The organism is Chromobacterium sp. CCUG 30098, from assembly GCF_059916605.1.
In genome coordinates this window covers 235,396-261,098 of record NZ_JAUCGS010000003.1, presented here as the reverse complement: position 1 = coordinate 261,098, position 25,703 = coordinate 235,396, and the positions used below count along the sequence as shown (strand labels likewise).

24 protein-coding genes and 1 tRNA gene are annotated in these 25,703 nt (G+C 66.1%); 14 read left to right on the top strand and 11 right to left on the bottom strand.

Features of this window, described 5'->3' with window-relative positions:
- Positions 1-3: 3 nt before the first annotated feature.
- Positions 4-894: a LysR family transcriptional regulator gene (locus tag QUG03_RS09420; RefSeq protein WP_500819885.1), complete on the bottom strand. Its 891-nt coding sequence runs from the start codon at positions 892-894 to the stop codon at positions 4-6.
- A 185-nt stretch (positions 895-1,079) separates the two neighbouring features.
- Here QUG03_RS09420 and aceB point away from each other — a divergent pair, with 185 nt between their 5' ends.
- The 4 genes from aceB (at position 1,080) to QUG03_RS09400 (ending at position 5,566) form a co-directional block, all read left to right on the top strand.
- Positions 1,080-2,675 carry a malate synthase A gene (gene aceB / locus QUG03_RS09415; protein WP_500819884.1) on the top strand — a complete coding sequence of 532 codons (1,596 nt, stop codon included), beginning with the start codon at positions 1,080-1,082 and terminating at the stop codon, positions 2,673-2,675.
- Between the two features lie 235 nt (positions 2,676-2,910).
- A complete protein-coding gene (locus QUG03_RS09410; protein ID WP_500819883.1) occupies positions 2,911-4,104 on the top strand; it encodes a GGDEF domain-containing protein in 1,194 nt (397 codons plus the stop codon).
- Between the two features lie 63 nt (positions 4,105-4,167).
- Positions 4,168-4,857, top strand: coding sequence for an SIMPL domain-containing protein (locus tag QUG03_RS09405; RefSeq protein WP_107798261.1), 690 nt, complete (start codon positions 4,168-4,170; stop codon positions 4,855-4,857).
- A 97-nt stretch (positions 4,858-4,954) separates the two neighbouring features.
- Positions 4,955-5,566 (top strand): glutathione S-transferase, encoded by a 612-nt coding sequence (locus QUG03_RS09400; RefSeq protein WP_253313855.1) that lies wholly within the window; start codon positions 4,955-4,957, stop codon positions 5,564-5,566.
- Positions 5,567-5,648: 82 nt separating this feature from the next.
- Here the strand turns inward: QUG03_RS09400 and QUG03_RS09395 are convergent, their stop codons facing one another.
- The 7 genes from QUG03_RS09395 to treR form a co-directional block, all read right to left on the bottom strand.
- Positions 5,649-5,984 (bottom strand): YnfA family protein, encoded by a 336-nt coding sequence (locus QUG03_RS09395; protein ID WP_500819882.1) that lies wholly within the window; start codon positions 5,982-5,984, stop codon positions 5,649-5,651.
- A 22-nt stretch (positions 5,985-6,006) separates the two neighbouring features.
- Positions 6,007-6,693 carry a DUF1345 domain-containing protein gene (locus tag QUG03_RS09390; protein ID WP_500819881.1) on the bottom strand — a complete coding sequence of 229 codons (687 nt, stop codon included), beginning with the start codon at positions 6,691-6,693 and terminating at the stop codon, positions 6,007-6,009.
- Positions 6,694-6,766: 73 nt separating this feature from the next.
- The gene (locus tag QUG03_RS09385) at positions 6,767-7,558 is read right to left on the bottom strand and encodes an arylamine N-acetyltransferase family protein (protein ID WP_500819880.1); all 792 of its coding nucleotides are present in this window, start codon (positions 7,556-7,558) and stop codon (positions 6,767-6,769) included.
- Positions 7,559-7,680: 122 nt separating this feature from the next.
- The gene (locus tag QUG03_RS09380) at positions 7,681-8,901 is read right to left on the bottom strand and encodes a maltoporin (protein ID WP_253313854.1); all 1,221 of its coding nucleotides are present in this window, start codon (positions 8,899-8,901) and stop codon (positions 7,681-7,683) included.
- A 96-nt stretch (positions 8,902-8,997) separates the two neighbouring features.
- Positions 8,998-10,650 (bottom strand): alpha,alpha-phosphotrehalase, encoded by a 1,653-nt coding sequence (gene treC, locus QUG03_RS09375; protein WP_107798258.1) that lies wholly within the window; start codon positions 10,648-10,650, stop codon positions 8,998-9,000.
- A 16-nt stretch (positions 10,651-10,666) separates the two neighbouring features.
- Positions 10,667-12,097, bottom strand: a complete 1,431-nt coding sequence (gene treP / locus QUG03_RS09370; protein WP_107798257.1) for a PTS system trehalose-specific EIIBC component — start codon at positions 12,095-12,097, stop codon at positions 10,667-10,669.
- Positions 12,098-12,330: 233 nt separating this feature from the next.
- The gene (gene treR, locus QUG03_RS09365) at positions 12,331-13,038 is read right to left on the bottom strand and encodes a trehalose operon repressor (protein WP_199225800.1); all 708 of its coding nucleotides are present in this window, start codon (positions 13,036-13,038) and stop codon (positions 12,331-12,333) included.
- A gap of 190 nt (positions 13,039-13,228) precedes the next feature.
- On the opposite strand from treR, the gene QUG03_RS09360 reads away from it, so the two are divergent.
- On the top strand, positions 13,229-13,705 hold the full coding sequence (locus tag QUG03_RS09360; RefSeq protein WP_486636585.1) for a nuclear transport factor 2 family protein: 477 nt from the start codon (positions 13,229-13,231) through the stop codon (positions 13,703-13,705).
- Positions 13,706-13,866: 161 nt separating this feature from the next.
- Here the strand turns inward: QUG03_RS09360 and QUG03_RS09355 are convergent, their stop codons facing one another.
- Positions 13,867-14,559, bottom strand: a complete 693-nt coding sequence (locus tag QUG03_RS09355; RefSeq protein ID WP_486636584.1) for a M24 family metallopeptidase — start codon at positions 14,557-14,559, stop codon at positions 13,867-13,869.
- 37 nt (positions 14,560-14,596) lie between these two features.
- Positions 14,597-15,661 carry an FAD-binding oxidoreductase gene (locus QUG03_RS09350; RefSeq protein ID WP_500819879.1) on the bottom strand — a complete coding sequence of 355 codons (1,065 nt, stop codon included), beginning with the start codon at positions 15,659-15,661 and terminating at the stop codon, positions 14,597-14,599.
- Between the two features lie 123 nt (positions 15,662-15,784).
- Between QUG03_RS09350 and pdxR the strand changes: the two genes are divergently transcribed.
- From pdxR to QUG03_RS09330, 4 genes are all read left to right on the top strand, one after another.
- Positions 15,785-17,233 carry a MocR-like pyridoxine biosynthesis transcription factor PdxR gene (gene pdxR / locus QUG03_RS09345; protein WP_500819878.1) on the top strand — a complete coding sequence of 483 codons (1,449 nt, stop codon included), beginning with the start codon at positions 15,785-15,787 and terminating at the stop codon, positions 17,231-17,233.
- A gap of 44 nt (positions 17,234-17,277) precedes the next feature.
- Positions 17,278-17,757, top strand: coding sequence for an SRPBCC family protein (locus tag QUG03_RS09340; RefSeq protein WP_227107062.1), 480 nt, complete (start codon positions 17,278-17,280; stop codon positions 17,755-17,757).
- A 120-nt stretch (positions 17,758-17,877) separates the two neighbouring features.
- A tRNA-Gly gene (locus QUG03_RS09335) sits at positions 17,878-17,951 on the top strand.
- 63 nt (positions 17,952-18,014) lie between these two features.
- Positions 18,015-20,165 carry an AsmA family protein gene (locus tag QUG03_RS09330; protein WP_107798250.1) on the top strand — a complete coding sequence of 717 codons (2,151 nt, stop codon included), beginning with the start codon at positions 18,015-18,017 and terminating at the stop codon, positions 20,163-20,165.
- Positions 20,166-20,243: 78 nt separating this feature from the next.
- On the opposite strand, the gene QUG03_RS09325 is transcribed toward QUG03_RS09330, so the two are convergent.
- Entirely contained in the window at positions 20,244-22,217 is a 1,974-nt protein-coding gene (locus tag QUG03_RS09325; RefSeq protein ID WP_107798249.1) for a monovalent cation:proton antiporter family protein, read from the bottom strand.
- A gap of 119 nt (positions 22,218-22,336) precedes the next feature.
- Here QUG03_RS09325 and QUG03_RS09320 point away from each other — a divergent pair, with 119 nt between their 5' ends.
- The 5 genes from QUG03_RS09320 to lptB are packed head-to-tail and all read left to right on the top strand — an operon-like array spanning position 22,337 to position 25,702.
- Positions 22,337-23,317: a KpsF/GutQ family sugar-phosphate isomerase gene (locus QUG03_RS09320; protein WP_227107058.1), complete on the top strand. Its 981-nt coding sequence runs from the start codon at positions 22,337-22,339 to the stop codon at positions 23,315-23,317.
- A 25-nt stretch (positions 23,318-23,342) separates the two neighbouring features.
- On the top strand, positions 23,343-23,867 hold the full coding sequence (locus QUG03_RS09315) for a KdsC family phosphatase (RefSeq protein ID WP_107798247.1): 525 nt from the start codon (positions 23,343-23,345) through the stop codon (positions 23,865-23,867).
- Positions 23,864-24,433 (top strand): LPS export ABC transporter periplasmic protein LptC, encoded by a 570-nt coding sequence (gene lptC, locus QUG03_RS09310; protein WP_107798246.1) that lies wholly within the window; start codon positions 23,864-23,866, stop codon positions 24,431-24,433. Before QUG03_RS09315 ends, lptC begins: the two co-directional genes overlap by 4 nt.
- Positions 24,423-24,977: a lipopolysaccharide transport periplasmic protein LptA gene (gene lptA, locus QUG03_RS09305; protein ID WP_107798245.1), complete on the top strand. Its 555-nt coding sequence runs from the start codon at positions 24,423-24,425 to the stop codon at positions 24,975-24,977. Before lptC ends, lptA begins: the two co-directional genes overlap by 11 nt.
- Positions 24,974-25,702 carry an LPS export ABC transporter ATP-binding protein gene (gene lptB / locus QUG03_RS09300; protein ID WP_227107056.1) on the top strand — a complete coding sequence of 243 codons (729 nt, stop codon included), beginning with the start codon at positions 24,974-24,976 and terminating at the stop codon, positions 25,700-25,702. Before lptA ends, lptB begins: the two co-directional genes overlap by 4 nt.
- Position 25,703 lies beyond the last annotated feature (1 nt).

Genomic DNA, 25,703 nt, shown 5'->3' with positions numbered 1-25,703 from the left:
GCCTCAATTCCAATAAGCCGCGTCAGCATACACTGACCGCAAATAGTCGACGAAGTGCCGCACCCGCGCCGGCAGCAGGCGGCGCTGCGGCACCACCGCGCACACCGGATAGTCCGGCGCGGAGAATTCATCCAGCACCGTCACCAGCCGGCCGTCGGACAAATCGTCCTTCACCTCCCACAGCGAACGCCAGGCCAGGCCCAGGCCCTGCAAGGCCCAGTCGTGCAGCACCGCGCCGTCGTTGCACTCCAGCCGGCCGCTCACGCGCAGGTTCACAGCCTCGCCGTCGCGGCGGAACGCCCAGCCGCGGCTCTGGCTCTCGCCCAGGGACAGGCAGTTGTGCTCGGCCAGATCCTCCAAGCGGCGCGGCAAGCCGTGACGCGCCAGATAGGCCGGCGCCGCCACCACCACACGGCGGTTTTCCGCCAGCCGGATCGCCACCAGCGAGGAATCGGCCAGGTCGGAGATGCGGATCGCGCAATCGATGCGGTCGCGCTGCAGGTCCACCAGCCGGTCCGACAGATCCAGCGTCACCTTGACGTCTGGATGGCATAGCTGGAAACCGGCGATGTGCGGCGCCACATGCTTGCGGCCGAAGCCGGCCGGCGCCGACACCCGCAGATGGCCGCGCGCGCGGCCGCTGCCGGAAGCCACCGCCGCTTCGGCGTCCTCCAGGTCGGCGAGGATGCGCTGACAGTCTTCGAAAAAGGCCGCGCCCTCCTGAGTGAGCGCCAGGCTGCGCGTGCTGCGGGTCAGCAGCTTGACGCCCAGCCTCTCCTCCAGCGCGTCAATGCGCCGGCCGATGATGGCCGGCACCACGCCCTCCTGGCGCGCGGCGGCCGACAAACTGCCCTGCGACACCACGGCGACAAAGGTCTCCAATTGTTTCAACATCCGGGCCGCCCCACGATTAGCTAACAAAAAGTAAAAGATGATATGTCTATATATGCATTTTTTTTTACGCTTTGCCTAGATAGACTAGCCAGGTCCCGTTTCACTGTCCCAGGTCCGGACGCGGGCGCCGCCCGTCCCGGCGCGTCCGCTCGCCGCCCCGTCCAACGATGCAAAGGAGTCCCAGCATGGCAGCCGCGCTTCCCCAGGGGATGGAAATCCTCGCTACGCTCACCCCGGCCTACGCCGACATCCTCAGCCACGACGCGCTGGCCTTCGTCGCCAAGCTGCACCGCCGCTTCGAGCCGCGCCGCCGCGAGCTGATGGCCGCCCGCGCCGCGCGCCAGGCGGAACTGGACGCCGGCAAGCTGCCGGACTTCCTGCCCGACACCGCCGCCGTCCGCGCCGGCGACTGGAAGATCGCTCCGCTGCCGGACGACTTGCTGGACCGCCGCGTGGAAATCACCGGTCCGGTGGACCGCAAGATGATGATCAACGCGCTCAATTCCGGCGCCAAGAGCTTCATGGCGGACTTCGAGGACTCCAACTGCCCGAGCTGGGACAACCAGATCAACGGCCAGATCAATGTCCGCGACGCCTACCGCAAGACCATTTCCTTCGCCAACCCGGACGGCAAGCAATACCGGCTCAACGCCGACACCGCCACCTTGCTGCTGCGGCCGCGCGGCTGGCATTTGATGGAAAAGCACGTCAAGGTGGACGGCGACATCGTCTCCGGCGCGCTGTTCGACTTCGCCCTGTCCTTCTTCCACAACATCGAATTCTTGCGCGGCTCGGGCAGCGCCACTTATTACTACCTGCCCAAGATGGAAAGCCATCTGGAAGCCCGGCTGTGGAACGAGGTGTTCGTGTTCGCCCAACAGGAGCTGTCCATTCCCCAGGGCACGATCAAGGCCACGGTATTGATCGAAACCATACTCGCCGCCTTTGAAATGGACGAAATCCTGTACGAATTGCGCGAGCACAGCGCCGGCCTCAACGCCGGCCGCTGGGACTACATCTTCAGCTGCATCAAGAAATTCCGCCAGAACCGCGACTTCTGCCTGGCCAACCGCGCCCAGATCACCATGACGGTGCCCTTCATGCGCGCCTACGCGCTGCTGCTGCTGAAAACCTGCCATCGCCGCGCGGCGCCGGCGATAGGCGGCATGGCGGCGCTGATTCCGATCAAGAACGATCCGGAAGCCAACGAGAAGGCGCTGGCCGGCGTCCGGGCGGACAAGGAACGCGACGCCGCCGACGGCTACGACGGCGGCTGGGTGGCCCACCCCGGCCTGGTGCCCATCGCCGCCGAGGCCTTCGGCAAGGTGCTGGGCGATGCGCCCAACCAGATCGCCAAGCAGCGGCCGGACGTTCAGGTCGGCGCCGCCGACTTGCTCAACTTCCAGCCGGAAGCGCCGATCACCGAAGCCGGGCTGGCGATGAACATCAATGTCGGCATCCAGTACCTGGGCGCCTGGATTTCCGGCAACGGCTGCGTGCCCATCCACAATCTGATGGAAGACGCCGCCACCGCCGAGATCTCCCGCTCTCAGATCTGGCAATGGATGCGCAGCCCCAAGGGCGTGCTGGACGATGGCCGCAAAGTCACCGTCGATCTGTTCCGCCAACTGCACGCGGCGGAAACGGCCAAGCTCAAGGCCGAGTACGGCGCGCGCTGGACCCGCCAGTACGACGACGCGGCGGCGATGTTCGATCTGCTGACCACCTCGGACGATTTCGTCGAGTTCCTGACGCTGCCGGGATACGAATACCTGGCCTGACAGGACAAATGAATCCCGGCGGCCTCATTGTCGGGATTTGTCAGCCCGGCTGCGTAGCTTTGCGGATTGAAGAGCATGGACAAGGGCCCTATGATGGGCCGCTTGTCATAATTCACCTTGCAAAGCGCGCCCGCCTCGGAGCCTGTTCAAGCTCTGGCGCCCGCCCGCGACACAGGGCGCCGCGCTCGCCGCGCGAGCTTTCAACGCGCGCAGCGGACTTTGAACAGACTCCTACATGCAAAGCATCCTCGACTTCCAGGCCACCGTGCTCAGCACCACCGGTTACGGCCTGGTGCTGACCGTCGTCATCACGATGTTCTGGCTGCGCAACCGCGACGAGCGGGCCTTTCTGTATTTCTGCGCGGCCGGCATCTGCGTCAGCCTGGGCGGCGTGTTCAGCCTCTTGCCCATCGGCCTGCCGCCGTGGCCGCAACTGGTGTTCAACAATCTGCTGTGGATGCTGTTCCATCCCGTCGCGCTCTGCGGCATCCGCCATCTGAACGGCAAGCGTCCGCGCGTCTGGCAAAGCCTGCTGCTGACGGCCGCCGGCATGAGCGCCTATATACTGGCCGGCCCGGCCGATATGGGACGCCGCACCGCCGCGGTCTGCCTGGTTTATCTGATCGCCTGGCTGCTGGCCGCGCGCGAGCTGTGGCCCGGACATTCGCGCATCGGCGGCGCCGGCCGCAAGATGGCGCTGACGGTCTGCCTGCTGTACGCCTTGCTGGCGCTGGCGCGCATCGTCCACGCCGGCTGGGCCGGCGAGGTCTACGACGCCGACGCGATGCGCTTCACCATGCTCAGTTCGCTGGGCATGCACTGGCTCAGCTTCAGCTTCATCCTGTGCGCGCTGTACATCTGCTACGAGCGTGCGCTGGAGCGGACCCAGCACCAGGCCAGCCACGACGGCCTGACCAATCTGCTCAACCAGCGCCGCTTCCGCGAACTGGCTGAGGCCGCCTGCCGCCGCGCCTGGCGCGAGCGCAAACCGCTGGCGCTGCTGCTCTTGGACGTGGACCACTTCAAAAGCATCAACGACCGCTACGGCCACCAGTGCGGCGACCTGGTGCTGCAACAACTGGCCGCCTGCCTGCGCGCGGAGGCGGGCCGCGACGACATCGTCGGCCGTTACGGCGGCGAGGAGTTCGTGATGCTGCTGCCGCGCACCGGCCTGGAGGACGCGCACGCGGCCGCGCAACGCATCCTGCGCGCGGTGGACGCGCTGCGGCCGCAACCGGCCGCCGCCGCCCCGCCCTTGCGCGTCAGCGTCAGCATCGGGGTGGCCAGCACCAGCCAGCAGCCTTACGACGGCCTCTCCAGCCTGTTCCGCGCCGCGGACGGCCAGCTCTACCGGGCCAAACGCAACGGCCGCAACCGGATAGAACTGGCCGAAGGACAGTATGCCGTCGGAAACTTTTCTCGGGCATGATGGGCCTACACACTGCAAATCGGACTTTTCCGATCAAGACAACAATGTCATGGGAATCGACACATGAACAAACCAACTCTCTTGCTTGCCAGCCTCGGAACCCTGTTCGCCGTCAGCGCCGCCCCGGCGCTGGCCGAAAGCACCCAGCTCAATCTGTCCGCCAGCGCGCAGCGCGAAGTGGCCAACGACCAGATCAGCGCCACCTTCTACCAGCAAATGAGCAACGCCCAGCCGGCGGTGCTGGCCGATAGGCTTAACAAGGCCGCCGCCCAGGGCATTGCGCTGGGCCGCAACTACTCCAAGGTGCAGCTGTCCAGCGGCGGCTACAACACCTGGCCCAATTACGACAAAAACGGCAAGATTCAGGGCTGGCAAGGCCGGGTGGAAATCCAGCTGAAGAGCCGCGACTTCACCCAGGCCGCCGAACTGATGGCCAAACTGCAACAGAACCTGTTGCTGCAAGGGCTGCAATTCAGCGTGTCCGACCAGGCGCGCAAGGAAGCCGAGCAGAGCATGCTGCCGGAGGCCATCGCCAATCTGGAAGCCCAGGCCAAGATCGCCGCCAAGGCGATCGGCAAAAACGTCAGCAATATCAAGGAATTGGACATAGGCAGCCAGTCGCCCATCTTCCGCCCGCCGATGATGATGAAGGCCGCCGGCATGGCCGCCAACGCGGAAGTGGCCCAACCGGACCTGCAGCCAGGACAATCGCAACTGCAACTGCAAGTCAGCGGCAAGGTGGAGTTGAAGTAAGCCTTCCAGCCGCCACGGCATTGCGCTAAAGTAGTCGCTCGCCAGGCCTCGCGTCCGGCGAGCACTTCGCCAGCCATCATCCAGAACGACCCGAAACATGAAACTGATCGCCTCGTTGACCAGCCCCTACGCCCGCAAGGTGCGCATCGTGCTGGCCGAAAAGAAAATAGACTGCCCGCTGGAGGAGGACGTGCCGTGGAACGCGGATACCCGCGTCGGCGACTACAATCCTCTGGGCAAGGTGCCGGTTCTGGAACTGGATGACGGCTCGACGCTGTACGACTCGCGCGTCATCGCCGAGTATCTGGACAATATCTCCCCGGTGTCGCGCATCCTGCCGCAGGAAAACCGCCTGCTGATCGCCACCCGCCGCTGGGAAGCGCTGGCCGACGGCATCGTCGACGCCGCGGTGGCCATCGTGCTGGAAAAACGGCGCCCGGACGACAAGCAGATGCCGGAAGCGATCGCGCGCCAACGCGGCAAGATAGACCGCGGCCTGGCCGCGCTCGCCGCCGATCTGGCCGACCGCCAGTGGTGCAACGGCGTGGGCTACAGCCTGGCCGATATCGCCGTCGGCGCCTGCCTGGGCTATCTGGATTTCCGCTTCCCGGAAATAGACTGGCGCGACAGCCATCCCAATCTGGCCAGCCTGCTGGAGCGGCTGATGACGCGGCCGTCCTTCGCCGACACCCTGCCGCCGGCCGCCTGAACCGCGCCGCCGTCAAAAAAAACCGGGCCCAAGCCCGGTTTTTTCATGTCGTCTCGCCACGCGGCGGATCGGTAATCCGCTCTCAGGCCGGCCGCGGCGCCAGCATGATGATGGCCATCCCGCACAAAGCCACCGCCGCGCCGGCCATGTCCCAAACACTGGGCCGCACGCCGTCCACCAGCCACAGCCACAACAGCGCCACCGCCACGTAGACGCCGCCGTAGGCGGCATAGACCCGGCCCGCCGCCGCCGGATGCAGGCTGAGCAACCAGACGAAGAGCGTCAAGGCCAGCGCCGCCGGCAGCAACAGCCACCACGGCCCCTCCTTGCGCAGCCACAGCCAGGGCAAGTAACAGCCGACGATTTCCGCCACCGCGGTCAGGCCGAACAAGAGCAATAATTTCAAAGCATTCAACATGGGGTCTCGCTGCGCGCCGGCATCAGATCAGGCCGGCGGCGATATTGATCATCAAGGCCAACACCGTGGCGTTGAAAAAGAAGGACAGCACGCAATGCAGCGTGCCCACCTTGCGCATGGCGCTGGTGGTGTAGCTGACGTCGGCCGTCTGTCCGGACGTGCCTATGATGCAGGCGAAATAGAGGAAGTCGCCGTAATCCGGCTCCTCCTTGCCGGGAAACTCCAGGCCCGGCGCCAGGCCGCGCGCGTGGGCGGCGTAGTAGGCCCGCGCGTAATGCAGCGCGAACATCACGTGAATAAAGGCCCAGGAGGAAAAAATGGTCAGGATGGCCAGCGCGACGTGGACGGCGCGCGGCCAGCCGTGCAGGTCCTTGACCACCGCCAACTCCAGCACGATGGCGGCCAGGCTGGCCAGCGCCGCCAAAACGGCCAGCGTCATCACCAGCGTCTGCCCCTCGTCCTCCAGCCTGGCCCAATGGCGGATGTGCTGACGGCCCTCGCTGAACATCATCCAGGCCACCAGCGCCAGATAGAGCGCGGCGCCGGCGTTCCAGCCGACGATGTAGCGGGTGATCTCCCGCATCGGCAACAGCCAGGGCAGCGCCAGCACGGTCAGCAGGCCGACGGCGGCGGCGATCACCAGCCGCGGACGGGCCAGCAGCATGCGCGCCGGCGCGAACCGGCGGACGGAGCGAAACAGGGCGGACATGGCGGCGAAACTCCCGGCAATGGATCAGGGCCTCAGTGTACCTGTCCCGGCGCGGGCGGCAAGCCCTCGCCGCTCAGCCCGGCGACGCGCTAAAGCGCCGGGTGAACAGCCGGCGGAAGGTCTCGAACTCGCCCGGCGCCAGCGTCAGCCGGCATTGCCTGCCGTTGCGGGTCTCGGTCAACGCGTCCTCGGTCAGCACCCGGCTGCCTTCGGCGGTCAGCAGGGCCATCAGCCGGCTCTTGTTGAAGGGCGAGCGCGGATCCTCGGCGATGCGGCGCTGGATCTCGCTCAGCGCGCCGCAATCGGCGATCTCGTCGTCCAGATCGAAACCGTAGGCGATGCGCCAGCTCTCGCCCTCCCCCGGCGGCCGCCGTTCCAGTTGCGCGAAGCCGGCGCCGGCCGGCCAGGCCACCCGGTAGTCGCCGTTGGCGGAGCGCGCCACTTCGCCGCACAGCGGCACCATGCGCAGCGGCTGCTTGAGGCCGTAGCCGCAATCCAGCAGATAGCCCTGGCCTTGATGCCACAGCAGAATGGCGACATGGGTGCCGCCCAGCGGCAACCAATCCTGGCTGTCTTCATCGAAGATCGTCGCGCGGATCAGGCTGGCTTCCAGGCCGTTGCGGCGCAGGAAGAGATAAAGCAAGGGATTGAGTTCGTAACACAGGCCGCCTTCGTCGCGCAGCGCGATTTTTTCCAGCAGGCTGTGCTCGCTGATGGGCTCGGGCCCGCTCTGGAACAGGCTCAGGTTTTCAAACGGCAGGCTCAAGGCCGTCTCGCGCAGCAAGGCGTCGATGTCCTCGAAAACCAGCGGCCGCTGCGCGTCCCAGCCGACGCGGGCCCGAAAAAGAGCGTTGATGTCCGGCATAGTCCCTCCCGTCTAGCGTCAGACAGGCAATCTAACAGCCGCCGGACGGGATCGACAGATCAATTATCCGGGCGAGACGTTCAAAAAATTTGATGGTCCGCCCCCTTGCGCTCAAACGCCGCTCACCACCAATGTTCCAGCTGCACCCCGAAGGTGGAGCCGCTGAGCGCGTTGCCGAAGGCGCCGCCTTCAGCCAGCGTCGAGCCGGGCGCGGCCGCCTGCTGGGCGGCGCGGTTCCAGCGCGCGTAGGTGTAGAAGAAGCGCAGTTCCGGCCGGCTCCAGAACGCCTTGTCCAGCGCCAGCGTCGGCGCGATGGTGAACTTGCTCAGAGTGCGGACCTGTCCGTCGGCGGCCTTGACCCGGTCGAAACCCAGCTCGGCCGCCAGCTTGAAGCGCTCGCCGAAGGCGTAGACCGGCCGCGCGCCGGCCGACCACCAGGTCTGCCCGCCGTCCGGCCGCGCGTCGCGCTGCCAGGCCAGCATCAGCTGGCCGCCGAACTCGCGCGTGGCCTGCCAGTCCAGCGCCTCCACCAGGCGGCTGCGGCGCGCGCCGCTGTCGCTGACGAGGCTGCCGGTGCCGCCCAGGCCGGTGCCCGGCCCCACCCCGTATTGCAGCGAGAACAGATTGCGGCCGCCCAACACGCCTTTTTGTTCGTGCAGCGCGCTGAGCGACCAACCGCTGTTCGCGCCCGCCACCTGGCCGGCGCGCTGGATGTAGCTGAGGCCCAGGCTCAGTTCGCCGCCGGGATTGACGGCGATGCCGCCCAATTGCAGATCGTGCTTATTGGCCTGATCCGCCTGCCACCAATTGTCGTTGCGCGAGAAGGCGTAGCTGAGCTTGAGCTCCCGGCCCAGCTTGAAATCCTCCAGGCCGAAGCCGGTGCCGCTGGGGTTCCAGAAATAAAAGTCGGCGATATGCACGTCGTGACGCTTGTAGTAGCGCCGGCCGGCCCACAGCGTGGCGCCGTTCAGCTGCGGGATGTCGCTCCATTTGGCGTAGGCCTGCGGTAGCCGGACATTGCCGTTGTCGCCCTGGAAGGTCAGCGAATGGCCGTTGCGGTTGTACAAGCTGGCCATGCCCACCACGCTGAGCTTGCTGCCGTTGTCGGCCTGGAACAGCTGCTGGCCCAGTTCCAGTTCGGCGTACTGCTCGCATTCGTTGCCGAGCCGGTACTTGGTTTCGGCGCCGGCCAGCTGGAAGCAGCTCTGTTTGCCGCCGCCGTCCGATCCGCCGGCGCCCAGGCGGGCGTAGCCGTGAAAGTCCAGCGCCTGGGCGGCGGCGGGCAGCAGCAAGGGGGCGGACAAGGCCAGCAAGGCCAGGCCGCGGGGTGCGAATTGAGTCATTGTTCTCTCCATTTCCCTTAGTTTTGGGCACAGCGCGGCCTGCCGGCCGGGAATGCCGGCAGCTCGCAGAGGATTCACTCCTCGAAAATCTGAGGCTCAGTTCAGAACGGCGCGGTACATCAACGATTCGTAAGGCCGCAGCCGCGCCCGGGCGGGATGCGCCGCCGCGTCGGCGTAATTGGCGCACAGCAGCTGCCAGGCGTGATCCGGGCCCAGGTAGTCGGCCGGCGGCGAATAGTCGCGCTCCTCGGCGCTGAAATTGCTGATCACCAGCAGCTTCTCGCGCGCTCCGGTCCGCGCGTAGACCCATAGCGCCGTATCGTCCGGCGTCAGGCAGCGGTAATCGCCGTCGCTGAAGATCGGGTACTGCTTGCGCAGCGCGATCAAACGCCGGTAATGCTGCAGCACCGAGTCCGGATCGCGGCGCGCGGCGGCGACGTTCACCGTCTCCGCGTCCGGCGCCAGCCCTATCCACGGCTCGCGCCGCGAGAAGCCGGCGAAGCGACCGTCGTCCCATTGCATAGGCGTACGCGAGTTGTCGCGCGACTTCTGCCGGATCGCCGCCATCGCCTCTTCCCGCCCCAGGCCGTCGGCCAGCAGCTGGCGATAGGCGTTGCGGGTTTCCACGTCGCGGTAGTCGTCGATATCGGCGAAGCCGGGGTTGGCCATGCCGATTTCCTCGCCCTGGTAGATGTAGGGCGTGCCTTGCAGGCCGTGCAGCGTGGTCGCCAGCATCTTGGCGGACTCCAGCCGGTAGCGGCCGGCGTCGCCGAAGCGCGACACCACTCGCGGCTGATCGTGGTTGCACCAGAACAGCGCGTTCCAGCCGCCGCCCTCGTGCATGCCGCGCTGCCAATCAGACAGGATGCGTTTGAGCGCGATGAAATCGAAGGGCGCCGCGCGCCATTTCTCGCCGTCCGGGTAATCCACTTTCAAATGGTGGAAGTTGAAGGTCATCGACAACTCGCGCCGTTCGGGATGCGAATAGGCGACGCAGTGCTCCAGCGAGGTGGACGACATCTCCCCCACCGTCATCAGATCGCGGCCGGCGAACACCTCGCGGTGCATCTGCTGCAGGTATTCGTGCACCCGCGGGCCGTCGGTGTAGAAATGGCGGCCGTCGCTGTCGTCCTCGGAAAAGGCCGGGTCCTTGGAAATCAGATTGATCACGTCCAGCCGGAAACCGGACACGCCCTTGTCCGCCCAGAAGTTCATCATGTCGAACACCGCGCGCCGCACCGCCGGGTTGTCCCAGTTCAGATCCGCCTGGGTCTTGTCGAACAGGTGCAGATAATACTGGCCGCTGGCCTCGTCCCACTCCCAGGCCGATCCGCCGAACTTGGAGCGCCAGTTATTGGGCCGGTCGCGCCAGATGTAGAAATCCCGATAGGGATTGTCCCGGCCCTGCAAGGCCTGACGGAACCACGGATGCTCGGTGGAAGTGTGGTTGACCACGATGTCCAGCATCACCCCGATGCCGCGCAGCCGCGCCTCGGCCAGCAGCAGTTCGAAATCGGCCATGCTGCCGTAAGCCGGGTCTATGGCGTAGTAATCGCTGACGTCGTAGCCGTTGTCGCGCTGCGGCGAGCGGTAGAACGGCGTCAGCCACAAATAATCCACCCCCAGCCAGGCCAGGTAGTCCAGCTTGTCCGCCACCCCCAGCAGATCGCCGGTGGCCGTGCCGTGGTGGCTGTAAAAGCTCTTGGGGTAAATCTGGTACACCACCGCGGATTTCAAATTCTTGTTCATCGGAACGGCTTTCGTATCAGGACTGCGGCAGCTGACGGCGCGCCAATACCCAGGTCAGCGCGAACGGCGTCACCAGGGCCACCACCATGCCCACCAGGAACATCGGAATCTGCTGCGGAATGATGGAGATGAAGGCCGGCAGGCCGCCGACGCCTATCGCCGAAGCGCGCACATGGCTGAGGGTGATGGTGGCCGCCGCCAGCGCGGAACCGGCCAGCGCCGCGTAGAACGGCAGCTTGTAGCGCAGGTTGACGCCGAACATCGCCGGCTCGGTGATGCCGAAGAAGGCGGAAATCGCCGAGGTGGACGCCATGCTCCTCTCATTGCTGGCGCGCGCCAGCCAGAACATCGCCAGCGCGGCGCTGCCCTGGGCGATATTGGACAAGGCGATCATCGGCCAGATGAAGGTGCCGCCCTGGTTGGCGATCAGCTGCAGATCCACCGCGATGAACATATGATGCATGCCGGTCAACACCAGCGGCGCGTACAAGGCGCCGAACAGCATCGCGCCCAGCACGGGCGCCAGGTTGAACACATAGACCAGCGCGTCGGTGATGGCGATGCCCAGGTGGCGCGCCACCGGACCGATCACCGCCAGCGCCAGCACCCCGCTGACTACGATGGTGACGATGGGCACCACCAGCAGCTGGACGGAATTGGGCACCCGCGGCCGCAGCCACAGCTCCACCCTGCACATCACCCAGGTGGCGGCCAGGATGGGCAGAATCTGCCCCTGGTAGCCCACTTTCTCGATGCGGAACCAGCCCAGCACATCGAAATACGGCAGCGCCGCGCCGTCCAGGCCGGCGGCGGCCTTGCCGTAGTTCCAGGCGTTGAGCAGATCCGGATGCACCAGCAGCAGGCCCAGCACGATGCCCAGCACCTCGCTGCCGCCAAAACGCTTGGCCGCCGACCAGCCCACCAGCGCCGGCAGGAAGACGAAGGAGGTGTTGGCCATCATATTGATCAGCCCCCACACCCCGTCCAGGCCCGGATAGGCGTCCAGCAGGCTCTTGCCGTCGATGAACATGCCCTTGGCGCCCAGCAGATTGTTCAAGCCCATCAGCAGGCCGGCCACGATGATGGCGGGCAGGATGGGCATGAACACGTCGGAGAACACCTTGACCAGCTGTTGCAAGCGGCCCTGCTTCTGATCGCCGCTGGCCTTGACCTCGGCCACGGTGGCGCGCTGCAGCGCCGCCAGTTCGATCAAGGGCTGGTAGACCCGGTCCACGTCGCCGGAGCCGATCACGATCTGAAACACGCCGCCGTGACTGAACTGACCCTTGATCAGGTCCACCTGGCGCAAGGCCTCCTGGTCCACCCGGCTTTCGTCCTTCAAGGACAGGCGCAGCCGGGTAATGCAGTGCGCGGCCTGCTGGAGGTTGTCGCGGCCGCCCACCGCTTCGAGTATCCGCGCGGCTATCTTCTGGTAATCGTGGCTCATCTGAGGGTCCCTGTATCTCTCGGCCGACGGTCTGCGCCGTCTAGCCCGTTATCAAACCTGGCGGCGATATTGGCAAGCGCCGCCGATGCTGATGGCACGCTAACTGGTACAGACGAGTTGTGTCAACACTCGTATAGACGAGTTTGCGCAAAATCAAACGCCTCCGTGCGTGAACGCAACAGGCGCGACGGATCGCTTCAGATCAAGGAATGACGGCGCGCGCCGCTGCGCCGCTATTTGCGGCGGGCGACGTCGGAGAAGAAGAATTTGTCCAGCCGGTGGCGGGACTCGGTGTATTCGAACTGACGTCCGTCGTAGAGATGGGTGTGGTTCTTGACCACGATCACGTGGTCCATGCCGTTCAGATCCAGATAGCGGCGATCGTCGTCGCCGCAGGCCTGCGCCTCTATCACCCGGCGCGCGTAACTGATGTTCAGGCCCAGCCGCTGTTCGATGAATTCGTAGATGGAGCCGGCGGCGGCCTCCCGGTCCAGGCCCGGCACCAGGCTGGCCACGAAGTAATTGATGTCCAGGATCACGTTTTCATTATCGATATTGCGCACCCGCTTGATCTTGAGCAGCGGGGTTTTCTCGCGCACGTCCAGCAGACGCGCCAGTTGCGCGTCCGCCGGCACCGTCTCCATCTCCGCCACCCGGGAGCTGACGCGGCGACCCAGGTGCTGATGCGCCTCCTTGAAGCTGACGATGCCGCTGAGCTGGAACTCGATATTGCCGGAGCGCAGCACGAACACGCCCTTGCCGTGAATCTTCTGCACATAGCCGCGCTCCTGCAACATGTCCACCGCCTTGCGCACGGTGCCGCGGCTGGCCTCGTAGCCCTGCATCAGCTCGGTTTCGGAAGGAATGCGGTCGCCTTGCTGGTAACGCTGGTTGTCGATGTCGGCGACGATGTCGGAAAAGATTTGGCTGTATTTGTTCACGGCGTGGATTCGGCAAGATCTGGCGGAGCGCCCCAGTCCGGCAGTCTGCCTCAAGCGCGGGCGGCGCGCCAGTCCGCGCCGGACGCGTTCTTCCGCTCCGCGCAACACTGCATTGTCCGCCGCGGATATTCCGCCTGCCGCCGGCCCGGCGCACACTGGGCGCCTTCCCTCACCAGACAGGAACGTCGTCATGCACGCACCAGAACTCCGCCCGCCGCTGCCGCCCTTCGATCGCGACAGCGCCATCCTCAAGGTCCGCCTGGCCGAAGACGGCTGGAACAGCCGCAATCCGGAACGCGTGGCCCAGGCCTATACCGAAGACAGCCAGTGGCGCAACCGCGCCGAATTCCCGCGCGGCCGCGCGCAGATCATCGAGTTCCTCGCCGGCAAATGGCGGCGCGAACACGAGTACCGGCTGATCAAGGAACTATGGGCCCACGACGGCGAGCGCATCGCGGTGCGCTTCGCCTACGAATGGCGGGACGAGGCCGGCCAGTGGTTCCGTTCCTACGGCAACGAAAACTGGGAGTTCGCCGCCGACGGCCTGATGCAACGCCGCTACGCCTGCATCAACGATCTAGCCATCCGCGAGGACGAGCGCCTGTTCCACTGGCCGCTGGGGCGCAGGCCGGACGATCATCCCGGTCTGAGCGAACTGGGCTTGTAAGAACCTATTCAAAGCCTGCTGCGCTTCAGCGATACGGCGTTGAAAACGAGCTCAGAATGCTCATGTACCACGAGTACATTCCGCTTTTTCGCTCGTTTTCGTCTTGTCTCGCTCTCGCTCGCGAGACTTTGAACAGGCTCTAAGCCAGACCTAGGCGGCCCTCACTCCGCGAAGCAGGCATCCTCCAGCAACATGTCCTCGAAGAAAGCGCCGAAGGGCCGGGACGGATGGCGGATGTGGATCTCCAACACCCACAGCATGCGCGCCGGCGTGAAGTCCACCTCCGCCAGCGGCCCCTCGTGGATGGCCGCGTGCGGGAAGTCCGCCAGCCGGTGGCCGGACAGATCCAGATTCAAGGCCCAGCCGCGGCCGGCGGCGCAGTCCTCGGCGAAACGGTACAGCTCGCGCCCGCTACAGCCCTCGTTCGCCCATTTGCGCCTCACCTCGTGGAAGATGGCGCGGGCGTCGGCGGCGCAGCGCGCCATCTCGGGATCGGCGCCGGTGACGAAGCTGTCGCCGCCGTCGCCTTCCCACTGTTTCCACACCGGGCCGATGTCGATGAAGAAAATATCGTCCTCGCCTAGACGCACGCCGGGATCGGAGGCCGCGCCGAAAGTCTTCAGCGTGTTGCGGCCGAAACGCACGTAGACGTCGTGCCAGCCGCGCAGCATGCCGCGCTCGGCCAGGATGTCCTTGGCCTGTTCCACCGCGTCCTCCTCCAGCATGCCCGGCCGCATCGCCGCGGCGATCAGGGCGATCGCCTGCCGGGTTTTGTCCCGCACCGCCATCAATTGCTGCGGATCGAAGGCCGGGCCCACGCCCTCCAGCGCCGATTGTTCAATGCTTGCTACCATTTCATGCTCCTGTGCTTGAGTACGGGCAGGCGGTCGCCTACCCGGGTATGGCTATCTGTAAACCGTGCAAGCTTGGCTGCAGGGCGATCTGGCAGGCCAGCCGGCAGCGGCCCTCGTCCGCCTCCGACAGCTCCAGCGCCGCCAGCAGCCGACGCTCCGCGCGCTCCATCGCCGGCAAACGCGGCAGCCAGTCCGGCTCGACGCGCACCAGGCAAGTGCCGCAGGCGGCCTGCCCGCCGCAGACGCCGCGCATCAGGCCGGCGGCAGCCAGCGCCTGCATCAGGCTGCCGGCGGCGGGCGCTTCCAGCCGCCGCTCACCGCCGTCCGCGGCGCGAACGCTCACCGCCATGAGGGCCGCGCTCGGCGCGGCCGACGCCGCCGGCTGGAAGGCGTCGGCCAGGAAACGCTCTTCCGGCAAGCCGCGCTGCCGCGTCAGCAATCGGCGCGCCGCGTCCACCATCGCCGGCGCGCCGCAGGCGTAGACCTCCGCGGTGCGCAAACAGGGAAAATCCTCGGCCGCCGCCTGCTGGACGAAACCGCGCCGGCCATCCCAGCCCGGATCGGGCTCGGACAGCACCGGCTCGAAGCGGAATCCCGGCCGCTCGCGCTCCCAGGCTCGCAGCTCCTCGAGCAAATACAGGTCGTCCGCGTTGCGGCCGCCCCAGTACAGGGTCACCGGCCGCCGCCCGGCCGCGCCCAGGCCCTGCTGCAACATCGCCCGCAGCGGCGCGATCCCGGTGCCGGTGGCCAGCATCACGGCCTGATCGACGCCGGAGTCCTCCCGCCACACGCAATCGCCATAGGGCCCTTGCAGCCAAAGCGCGTCGCCCGGCCGCGCCTGCCGGCGCAGCCATTCCGAAAACGCCCCGCCCGGCTGCAGCCGCACGTGCAACTCCACGCCGCCGTCGGCGCGCGGCGGCGCCGCCATCGAGTAACTGCGCGTCAGCCCGCCCGGAGCCGTCACCGAAACGAATTGCCCGCTGCGGAAAAACAGCGGCGCCGCGTCGGCGCACTCCAGCCGCAGCCCGCAGACCTCGCGCCCCAGCCTCTCTATCGCCGCCAGCCGGTAGCGGCCTGCGCCGCTGTCTGCCTCTTGTGTCATTTGCCGCTCCTTGAATGTCCATCTCGATCACTTTAAGCCGCCGCTGGACCAGCAAAAACATCCAGTTTTGATAAGATTGATAGTCCAGAAACGGGAACGAGAGCCAGGAAAGGAGTCCGCGGCATGCTGCGAAAATGGGATTTGCAACTCAGCCTGGATAGAGACGGCGGGCTGCCGGTGCATCTGCAAATCGCCCAGCAGATCAGCGCCGACATCCAACGCGGCCGGCTGCGGCCGGGCGCGCCGCTGCCGGGCAGCCGCGAACTGGCGGCGCAGCTGGGCATCAACCGCAAGACCGCGGTGCTGGCCTACGAGGAACTGGCGGCGCAAGGCTGGCTGCTGACGCAGGGCCGGCGCGGCACCTTCGTCGCGCCCAGCCTGCCGCTGCTGTCGCCGCGGTCCGCGCCGGCCGCCGCGCGAACGCCCGCAAGCATCCCCGCGCACGACGACATCGACTTTGGCGACGGCGTGCCGGATTCGCGGCTGATTCCCTTCGACGTGCTGGGCCGCGCCTACCGCCGCGCGCTGATCGCCGCGGCCCGCGCCGGGCGTCTGGCCTACGGCGACCCGCGCGGCGAACTGCCCTTGCGCCAGGCCTTGGCGGAAATGCTGGACATGGAGCGCGGGCTCAACGCCGACGCCGAACGCATCTGCCTGGTGCGCGGCAGCCAGATGGGCATCTATCTGGCCGGCCGCGCGCTGCTGCGGCCCGGCGACGCGGTGGCGCTGGACGCGCTCAGCTATCCGCCGGCGCGCGAAGCCTTTCGCTCTCTGGGCGCGCGGCCGTTGGACGTGGAACAGGACGCCGCCGGCATGCGTCCGGACGCGCTGGAGCGGCTGTGCCGGAGCCAGCCGGTCAAGGCCGTCTACCTGACCCCTCACCACCAGTATCCGACCACGCGGATGATGCCGGCCGAACGCCGGCTGCAATTGCTGGCCCTGTCGCGACGCTACGGTTTCGCCATCATCGAGGACGACTACGACCACGAATTCCACTACAGCCGCAGCCCGGTGCTGCCCATGGCCAGCCTGGACGCCGCCGAGCGCATCGTTTACGTCGGCTCCCTGTCCAAAGTGCTGGCGCCGGGGCTGCGCGTCGGCTACCTGGTGGCCGAGCCCGCCCTCATCCAGCGCTGCGCCGCCGACATCATGCTGATAGACCGCCAAGGCAACGCCGTCACCGAACTGGCGGTGGCCGAACTGATGCACAGCGGCGAACTGAAACGCCATCTCCGCCGCGCGCTGCGCATCTACCGCGCGCGCCGCCAGGCGCTGGCCGACGCGATAGACCGCCATCTGGCCGGCCTGGCCGAATACGAGCTGCCGGAAGGCGGGCTGGCGCTTTGGCTGCGGCTGCCGTCCTGGGTGGACATGCCGCGGCTGGGCGCGGACGCGCGCAGCGCGGGCGTGCGATTTCTGCCCGGCGGCGCCTTCGCCGACGACGGCCGCGACATCCCGGCGCTGCGCCTGGGCTTCGGCGCGCTGGAAGCGGAGCAACTGGAGCAAGGCGTCGCCCGCCTGGCGCAGGCGCTGCGCCGGCAAATTCCGGCGACGGGATTGCGGAGCTCATGACAAAGAACTAATCTGAGCCGACACCCTCACCCGAAAGGCCGCGCATGAGCCAAGCCCACGCCCCCTACCGGCTAACGCTGGAACGCCTGATCGACGCTCCGCCGGAACAGGTTTACCGCGCCTGGACCGACCCCGAACTGCTATGCCAATGGTTCACCCCGCGGCCGTGGACGGTGGCCTCGGCCGAACTGGACGTCCGGCCCGGCGGCTCCAGCCTGGTGGTGATGCGCAGTCCGGAAGGACAGGACTTCCCCAATCGCGGCGTCTATCTGGAAGTGCGGCCCGGGCGCCGCCTGGTGTTCACCGACGCTTACACCGAAGCCTGGCTGCCTTCGGCCAAGCCCTTCATGACCGTGACGCTGGAATTCCAGCCCCGCGACGGCAAGACGCATTACCGCGCGGACGTCTTGCACTGGACCGAGGCCGACCTGCGCGAACACGAGGCGATGGGCTTCGCCAGCGGCTGGGGCCAGGCCACCGATCAATTGGAAGACCTGCTGGCCGGGCTGGGCGGAGGCGCTTGAGCGTGTGCTTTTTTATCAATCGCTTAACGCCCGCGCCGTCGCCGGAACCGCCCACAGCGGCGGCGCGCCTTGCCAAAACAGGCAAAAAACGCTACATTCGGGCGCTCTAGCCGAAAACGCGCGGGTGTAGCTCAATGGTAGAGCAGAAGCTTCCCAAGCTTACGACGAGGGTTCGATTCCCTTCACCCGCTCCAGTCCGATTTCCCAACCCGTAACCTAGATCAAACCGCTGGCATGGCCCATCCGAGCATCCACCCATGAAATTGAACTCCGGCCGGCTGTGGCTTCGCATCGCTGTTTACAGCCTCACCGCGCTAGTGGCGGTCGTCGTGCTGGTGCAATCGCTGATCTACTGGCAATTTAATGAAGCTCAGGTGCGCGGCACCCTGTCGCACGCCTTGCAGGACACCGGCCGCGTCATCAGCATCGAAGGCCGCGTCACCCCGATATTGTTCCCCTCCCCCGGCATCCAGATCGAAAAGCTCTCCGTCTCCGAACCGGGCCAGCAAACGCCGTTTGCCCGCGTGGAGGAATTGCGCGTCGGCCTGGCCTGGTGGCCGCTGCTGTTCGGCAACCGCGAAGTGAGCTCGGTGGCGCTGTACGGCCCCAGCGCCAACATCAGCCGCGGCGAAGACGGCCGCCTGTCCATCGCCGATCTGTTTCAGCGCCATAGTCAGAGCAGCTTCTCCATCAAGCTGGACACGCTGAAGATACGCGAGGGCACCCTGGTGCTGTCCGACCAGATGACCCATACCGACAGCCGCGTCGCCAGCATCAGCCTGGACGCGGACGATCTGCGCGGCGGCGCCAGCCTCAGCGCCGGCGCCATCCTGGAACAGGGCTCGCGCCCGGTGCGCCTGGCGGTCAACACGCCGCTGTCCATCCAGGACGACCAGGTCAGCCTGGAGGCGCTGGACGCGGTGGCGATGACCCAGGTTCCCGGCCTGGGCGAAAGCAAACTCACCGTCAGCGGCCAGTACAAACTCAATTTCGCCACCTTGCAGGCCACCGGCAGCAATGTGGCGCTCGCCTTCAGCAGCGAGCGGCCCAGCAGCGAAGTCCACCTGGCGCTGCCGCAGATCAACGCCAGCTTCGACGAGCTGACCATGCCTTCCGGCCAGCTGAGCGCCAAGCTCAGCTACGCGCGCAGCCAGTACCAGCTGGAAGCCGCGCTGGAAAACCTCAAACTCAACGAAGCCGGCCTGTACGCCGACAAGCTGCACGGCGACTTCAACTGGCTGGCCGGCTCCACCAAGGTCAACGTCAAGCTCAACGCGCCGCTGTCCCTGGCCGGCATGAATCAATTGCGGATGCAGCCCTTGGCGCTGACCTCCACCATCACCACCCCGCTGCTGCCGCGCGGCAAGCTGGTGTCCACCATGGACGGCGCGCTGGACGGCGATCTGGACGAGCCGCGCTTCAATCTGCGCGTCGCCGGCAAGATGGACGGCTCCGACCTCGCCGTCACCGTCAGCCAGTACGGCCTGATCAAGCCGCGCCACGAAGCCACGGTGTCGGTGGGCCGTCTGGACCTGAACCGCTACCTGCCGGAAAGCAAGGGCGATCCGGTGGCCATCTTCCAGAACACCGGCGACATCCCGCTGGACTGGCTGGACCTGTTCGACCTCACCGGCAAGGTGGCTGTGGGCGAGCTGGCGGTAGGCCGCTTCCGCATCAAGCAGATCAGCAGCAATGTGCGCATCAACCCGCGCGAGCTGGAGCTGGACCAGATGTCGGCCGACATCTACGAAGGCAGGCTGCAAGGCGACGCCAGCCTCAGCCGCCGCGACGTGCCGCAACTGAAAGTGAACCAGACGCTGCAGGGCATGAAGATCCGCCCGCTGCTGGTGGACCTGTTCAACTTCAGCCGCCTGGACGGCAAGGGCAACGGCAAGATAGACATCAACGCCGACGGCAAATCCTTCGCCCAGCTGCGCGACACCCTGAGCGGCAATGTGCAGATGAGCTTGAACAACGGCGCGCTGACCGGCATCGACCTGGTGGCGGCGCTGAAGAACCTGCCGGCCGAGCTGAAGGAATGGAACAGCGCCGCGCAGAACGACCAGAAAACCACCTTCGCCACGCTGTCCAGCAGCTTCCGCCTGGACAAGGGCGTGGCGCGCAGCCAGGACCTGAAGCTCGCTTCCCAGCTGATGAATGTGGGCGGCGGCGGCAAGATAGACCTGAAGCAAAGCATCGTCGACTACACCATGGACGTGCAGGCCAACCCGCTGGCCTTCGCCCGCCTCAAGGGCGTCAACGTGCCGCTGAAGATCACCGGCCCGCTGAACGCGCCGGTCTACGCGCTGGACTTCAACGCCATGGTCAAGGGCAAGAAGACCGAGGTGGAAAAGCAGCAGGCGCTGAAGCAGCAGTTGCAAAAGCAGATCACCACCATCCTGCCTTAACGCCCGACAAACAGCATCAAGACGAACGGCCCCCGCGGCTCACGCCGCGAGGGCCGTTCGACGTCCTCCCGCCGGTCCTTACTCCCCCTGCAGAATCCGGTACTCGGCCAGCGCCAGTTGCTCCGGCGTGCCCAGCAACACCAGCGCGTCGCCCTGCTCCACCTCGAAACTGTCGTCGAAATCAGTGCGCCGCACCCGCTGACGGCGGATCGCCTTCAATTCCACGCCCAAATCCCGCAGATGCAGATTGGCCAACGGCTGGCCCACCGCCGCCGCTCCGGTGCAGACCTGAATGCTCTGCAGCCGCGGCACCAAGGCCTCGTCCATGCCCTCGCCCTCGTCGCTGACGCCGCGGAAGAAGCCGCGGAACAGGCCGTAGCGCTCCTCGCGCACCGCGCGGATGCGGCGCACCACCCGGCTCGGCGGCACGCCGACCACCAGCAGCGCCTGCGAGGCCAACATCAGGCTGCCCTCCATCACCTCGGCCACCACCTCGTCGGCGCCGGCGTGGCGCAGCTGATCCATATCGCTGTCGTCCACCGTGCGCACGATCACCGGCAGCCCCGGCCGCGCATGCTCCACCGAACTCAAAATACGCAAGGCCGCGTGGGTGTCGGCGAAGGTCACCACCACCGCCTTGGCGCGCATCAGGCCGGCCGCCACCAGCACCTCGTGCTTGCCGGCGTCGCCGAACACCACCGGATCGCCGGCCTCGCCGGCCTCGCGCACCCGCTCCGGGTCCATGTCCAGCGCGAAGAACGGGATCTCCTCCGCCTCCAGCAAGCGCGCCAGCGCCTGACCGCTGCGGCCGTAACCGCAGATCACCACGTGGTCGCTCTTGGACATGCTCTCCACCAGCATATGGTGCAAGTCCAGCGCCTGGAACATCCAATCCTGCTTGATCAGGCGGCGGGTGATCTTGTCCCCGTACAGGATCAGGAAGGGCGCGATCAGCATCGAGATCAGAATCGCGGCGATCGCCGCCTGAGCGGTGCCGGCCGGCACCAGATGCAGGTTCAAGGCCAGCGCCAGCAGCACAAAGCCGAACTCGCCGCCCTGGGCCAGGGCCAGCGCGGCGCGCATGGATTCATTGGACTTGTGGCGGAAGCCGCGCGCCACGCCGAACACCACCGCCACCTTGATCGGCAGCAGCAGGGCCAGCATCAGCAGCACTTCGCCGAAACGCTCGAACAACACCGTCAGTTCCAGCTTCATGCCCACGGTGACGAAGAAGAAGCCCAGCAGGATGTCGCGGAACGGCCTGATGTCCTCCTCCACCTGATAGCGGTATTCGGTTTCCGAAATCAACATGCCGGCGACGAAGGCGCCCAAGGCCAGCGACAGGCCGGACAGCTCGGTCAGCCAGGCCACGCCCAGCGTCACCAGCAGCACATTGATCATGAACAGCTCGCCCGAGCGCTGGCGCGCCACCAGATGGAACCACGGCCGCAGCAGGCGCTGGCCGAAGAACAGCAGCAAGGCCAGCACCACCACCACCTTCAGCGCCGCCAGGCCCAGATCCATCCACAAGGTGTCGCTGCCGCCGGCGAAGGCCGGGAACAGAATCAGCAAGGGCACCACCGCGATGTCCTGGAACAACAGTACGCCAATGGCCAGCTGGCCATGGGCCTGGTTCAGCTCCAGACGCTCGTTCAGCAATTTGCTGACGATGGCGGTGGACGACATCGCCAGCGCGCCGCCGACGGCGAAACCGGTCAGCGGACTGCCGCTGAGCCAGCCCACCGCCAGGCCCACCAGCAACATGGTGGCCGCCACCTGACCGAAGCCGACGCCGAACACCAGCTGCCGCATCGCGCGCAGCTTGGGCAGGGAAAACTCCAGGCCGATGGAGAACATCATAAAGACAATGCCGATCTCGCCGAGAAAGGCGGTTTCCTCGCCTTGCGGAATCAGATTCATCACGCCGGGGCCGGCCAGAAAGCCCACCACCAGATAACCGAGCATGGCCGGCACTTTCAGGCTGCGGCACAAGGTCACCGACAACACCGCGGCCAGCAGAACCAAGACGATAGGGGCTAGTGACGAATGCATCGCGCGGCGGGGCTCCTGAAGCGAGAGAAAGGAAAAAGACTGCAATTTTTAACACATGCCAAGCAAAAGATGCACCAGCCTGCGTTCAGCGATTATAACCTTTGATATACTTTCGAATTATGGAAAAAGTACAAGCTCCGTCCCGGCTCCAATTGGCCCGGGAAGTCCTGCAGATAGAGTCCGAAGCCCTCACCGCGCTGTCGCGCAGCCTGAACGGCGACTTTCTCGCCGCCGTGGACCTGATCCTGGCCAGCGCCGGCCGTCTGGTGATCACCGGCATGGGCAAGTCCGGCCACGTGGCGCGCAAGATCGCCGCCACGCTGGCCAGCACCGGCACGCCGGCCTTCTTCGTTCACCCGGGCGAGGCCGCCCACGGCGATCTGGGCATGATCACCGCCCAGGACATCGTGCTGGCGCTGTCCAACTCCGGCGAAAGCGACGAAATCATCGCCCTGCTGCCGGCCTTGAAGCGCAAGGGCGTGCGCTTGATCTGCATGACCGGACGCGAAAGCTCCACCATGGCGCAGGAGGCCGACATCCACCTGGACGCCCGCGTGGAGAAGGAAGCCTGCCCGCTGGGCCTGGCCCCCACCACCAGCACCACGGTGCAGATGGCGCTGGGCGACGCGCTGGCGGTCACGCTGATGGACGCGCGCGGCTTCGGCCAGGGCGATTTCGCGCTGTCGCATCCGGGCGGCAGCCTGGGGCGCAAGCTGCTGGTCCACGTGTCCGACATCATGCACAGCGGCGAGGAATTGCCGCGGGTGGCGCCGGGCACGCCGCTGAAGGACGCCTTGCTGGAACTGTCCCGCAAGCGCCTGGGCATGCTGGCCGTCTGCGCCGCCGACGACGCCCTGCTGGGCGTCTACACCGACGGCGACCTGCGCCGCACGCTGGAACGTTCCGCCAACCTTTACGATCTGACCATCGATCAGGTGATGAGCCGCTCGCCGCGCACCATCAGCCCCAAAAAGCTGGCCACCGAGGCGGTGTTCCTGATGGAGCAGAACAAGATCACCAGCCTGCTGGTCGTAGATGAAAGCAACAAATTGATAGGCGCGCTGCATCTGCACGATCTATTCAAGGCCGGCGTGATCTGAGTCGCCGGCATTAGCAAGGACAAGCATGCAAAGCATTTTTGAGCAGGCCCGCAAGGTCAAGCTGCTGATCATGGACGTGGACGGCGTGATGACCGACGGCCGCATCTACTACAACGCCCACGGCGAAGAAAGCAAATCCTTCAATGTGCAGGACGGCCTGGGCCTGCGCCTGCTGCAATCCACCGGGGTCCAGCTGGCCATCATCTCCGGCCGCGCCGACCGCTGCGTCGAGCATCGCGCCCAGGCGCTGCACATCGACCACTACTACGGCGGCGTGCACGACAAGAAACTGGCCTTGGGCGAACTGCTGGAACTCACCGGCCTGACGGCCGAGGAATGCGCCTTCATCGGCGACGATCTGATCGACCTGCCCATCATCACCCGCGTCGGCCTGGCCGTCGCGGTGCCGGAAGCGCCGGCCCTGGTGCGCCAGCGCGCCCACTACGTGACCGGCTGCTCCGGCGGCAAGGGCGCGGTGCGCGAGCTGGCCGAGCTGATCATGCAGGCCCAGGGTTCCTTCGACGCCATCCTGGCCAGGTATCTGGCATGATCCGCCTGCTGCGCTCCCACCGCCTGTTCCCGCTGCTGCTGGTGGGCCTGACCGGCCTGTTGACCGTGTGGCTGGACCAGGTCTCGCGCTGGGACAGCAACCGCCGCGAACTGGACCCGGACAAGCCCGAGTACGTGGCCGAACACCTGATCGCCACCCGCTTCGACCCGCAAGGCAAGCTCTACGAGCGGCTGATCGCCTCGCGCATGTGGCAATACCCGGGCAAGGACGACGCCTTCTTCGAAAACCCCGAGCTCTACCAGTACCAGCAAGGCGCGCTGCAATACCAGTTGATCGGCGACGTCGGCCGTTACAACAACAAAACCCAGCAAGCCTATTTCGACAAGAAGGCGACCATGATCCAGCCCGCCGCCGCGGACAAGCCGGAGACCAAGGTCGTCACCAGCGCCATGCATGTCGACACCGGCAAGAAAATCGCCCGCTCCGCCGCGCCCACCGTATTCTTTCAGGGCAAATCGCACGGCAACTCCGTGGGCTTCGTCTACCAGCAACAGACAGGTTTGTTGAACCTGCTGTCTCACACCAAGATCATTTATGAAAAATAAGCTCCGTCTCCTGCTGGCCGGCCTGGCGCTGGCCGCCGCCTCCGTCGCCCACGCCGAACAGGCCGACCGCACCAAGCCGATGGAAATCACCAGCGACAACGGCTGCACCATGGACCAGATCAAGGGCGTCTCCACTTGCGAAGGCAATGTGGTGATCATCCAGGGCACCTTGCGGCTCAACGCCGACAAAGTCGTCGCCACCCAGGACAAGCAAGGCAACCAGACCCTGGTGGCCACCGGCCGCATCGTCACCTTCCGCCAGAAAATGGACGGCAAGAACGAATGGGTGGAAGGCCAGTCCAGCCGCCTCGACTACAGCAGCGCGGCCAACCTCGCGGTGCTGACCGGCAACGCCCGGGTCAAGCGCGAAGGCGACCTGGTGGTGGGCAATGTGATCACCTACAACACCCAGAACGAAACCTACCAAGTGACCGGCGGCACCGCCACCGGCCCCAACAAGGGCCGCGTCACCGTGATCCTGCAACCCAAGAACACCGCCTCCCAGCCGGCGACGGCCAAACCCGCCAGCGGAGCCGCCAAATGACGCAAAGCGTGCTCAAGGTGGAGCGCCTGCGCAAGCGCTTCAAGAAACGCACCGTGGTCAAGGACGTGGCGCTGGAAATCGCCAGCGGCGAAGTGGTGGGCCTGCTCGGCCCCAACGGCGCCGGCAAGACCACCAGCTTCTACATGATCGTCGGCCTGATCGGCGCCGACGACGGCGAGATTCGCCTGGACGATCAGGTGATCACCCACTACCCCATCCACCAGCGCGCGCGCCTGGGCCTCGGCTATCTGCCGCAGGAAGCCTCTATCTTCCGCCGCATGACGGTGGAGGAGAACATCGCCGCCATCCTGGAAGTGTCCGGCCTCAAAGGCAAGGAACTGGACAAGGAACTGGACCTGTTGCTGGACGACCTCAATATCGGCCACCTGCGCGACAGCAGCGCGCTGTCGCTGTCCGGCGGCGAACGCCGCCGCGTGGAGATCGCCCGCGTGCTGGCCACCCGGCCGCGCTTCATCCTGCTGGACGAACCCTTCGCCGGCGTCGATCCGATCGCGGTGATCGACATCCAGAAAATCATCTCCTTCCTGAAGGAACGCGGCATCGGCGTGCTGATCACCGACCACAATGTGCGTGAAACCCTGCGCATCTGCGACCGCGCCTACATCATCAGCGAAGGCTCGGTGCTCGCCTCCGGCGAGCCGGAAGAACTGGTCAACAACGAGAAGGTGCGCGAAGTTTACCTTGGCGAACACTTCCACCTGTAAG

Coding starts and splice junctions, on each gene's coding strand:
- QUG03_RS09400 (WP_253313855.1), top strand. CDS start 4,955: ATGAAACTGATCGCCTCGTTGACCAGCCCCTACGCCCGCAAGGTGCGC.
- QUG03_RS09420 (WP_500819885.1), bottom strand. CDS start 894: ATGTTGAAACAATTGGAGACCTTTGTCGCCGTGGTGTCGCAGGGCAGT.
- QUG03_RS09330 (WP_107798250.1), top strand. CDS start 18,015: ATGAAATTGAACTCCGGCCGGCTGTGGCTTCGCATCGCTGTTTACAGC.
- QUG03_RS09355 (WP_486636584.1), bottom strand. CDS start 14,559: ATGGTAGCAAGCATTGAACAATCGGCGCTGGAGGGCGTGGGCCCGGCC.
- treC (WP_107798258.1), bottom strand. CDS start 10,650: ATGAACAAGAATTTGAAATCCGCGGTGGTGTACCAGATTTACCCCAAG.
- aceB (WP_500819884.1), top strand. CDS start 1,080: ATGGCAGCCGCGCTTCCCCAGGGGATGGAAATCCTCGCTACGCTCACC.
- lptC (WP_107798246.1), top strand. CDS start 23,864: ATGATCCGCCTGCTGCGCTCCCACCGCCTGTTCCCGCTGCTGCTGGTG.
- QUG03_RS09405 (WP_107798261.1), top strand. CDS start 4,168: ATGAACAAACCAACTCTCTTGCTTGCCAGCCTCGGAACCCTGTTCGCC.
- QUG03_RS09385 (WP_500819880.1), bottom strand. CDS start 7,558: ATGCCGGACATCAACGCTCTTTTTCGGGCCCGCGTCGGCTGGGACGCG.
- QUG03_RS09360 (WP_486636585.1), top strand. CDS start 13,229: ATGCACGCACCAGAACTCCGCCCGCCGCTGCCGCCCTTCGATCGCGAC.
- lptB (WP_227107056.1), top strand. CDS start 24,974: ATGACGCAAAGCGTGCTCAAGGTGGAGCGCCTGCGCAAGCGCTTCAAG.
- QUG03_RS09380 (WP_253313854.1), bottom strand. CDS start 8,901: ATGACTCAATTCGCACCCCGCGGCCTGGCCTTGCTGGCCTTGTCCGCC.
- QUG03_RS09340 (WP_227107062.1), top strand. CDS start 17,278: ATGAGCCAAGCCCACGCCCCCTACCGGCTAACGCTGGAACGCCTGATC.
- pdxR (WP_500819878.1), top strand. CDS start 15,785: ATGCTGCGAAAATGGGATTTGCAACTCAGCCTGGATAGAGACGGCGGG.
- QUG03_RS09390 (WP_500819881.1), bottom strand. CDS start 6,693: ATGTCCGCCCTGTTTCGCTCCGTCCGCCGGTTCGCGCCGGCGCGCATG.
- QUG03_RS09410 (WP_500819883.1), top strand. CDS start 2,911: ATGCAAAGCATCCTCGACTTCCAGGCCACCGTGCTCAGCACCACCGGT.
- QUG03_RS09315 (WP_107798247.1), top strand. CDS start 23,343: ATGCAAAGCATTTTTGAGCAGGCCCGCAAGGTCAAGCTGCTGATCATG.
- lptA (WP_107798245.1), top strand. CDS start 24,423: ATGAAAAATAAGCTCCGTCTCCTGCTGGCCGGCCTGGCGCTGGCCGCC.
- QUG03_RS09350 (WP_500819879.1), bottom strand. CDS start 15,661: ATGACACAAGAGGCAGACAGCGGCGCAGGCCGCTACCGGCTGGCGGCG.
- QUG03_RS09395 (WP_500819882.1), bottom strand. CDS start 5,984: ATGTTGAATGCTTTGAAATTATTGCTCTTGTTCGGCCTGACCGCGGTG.
- QUG03_RS09325 (WP_107798249.1), bottom strand. CDS start 22,217: ATGCATTCGTCACTAGCCCCTATCGTCTTGGTTCTGCTGGCCGCGGTG.
- QUG03_RS09320 (WP_227107058.1), top strand. CDS start 22,337: ATGGAAAAAGTACAAGCTCCGTCCCGGCTCCAATTGGCCCGGGAAGTC.
- treP (WP_107798257.1), bottom strand. CDS start 12,097: ATGAGCCACGATTACCAGAAGATAGCCGCGCGGATACTCGAAGCGGTG.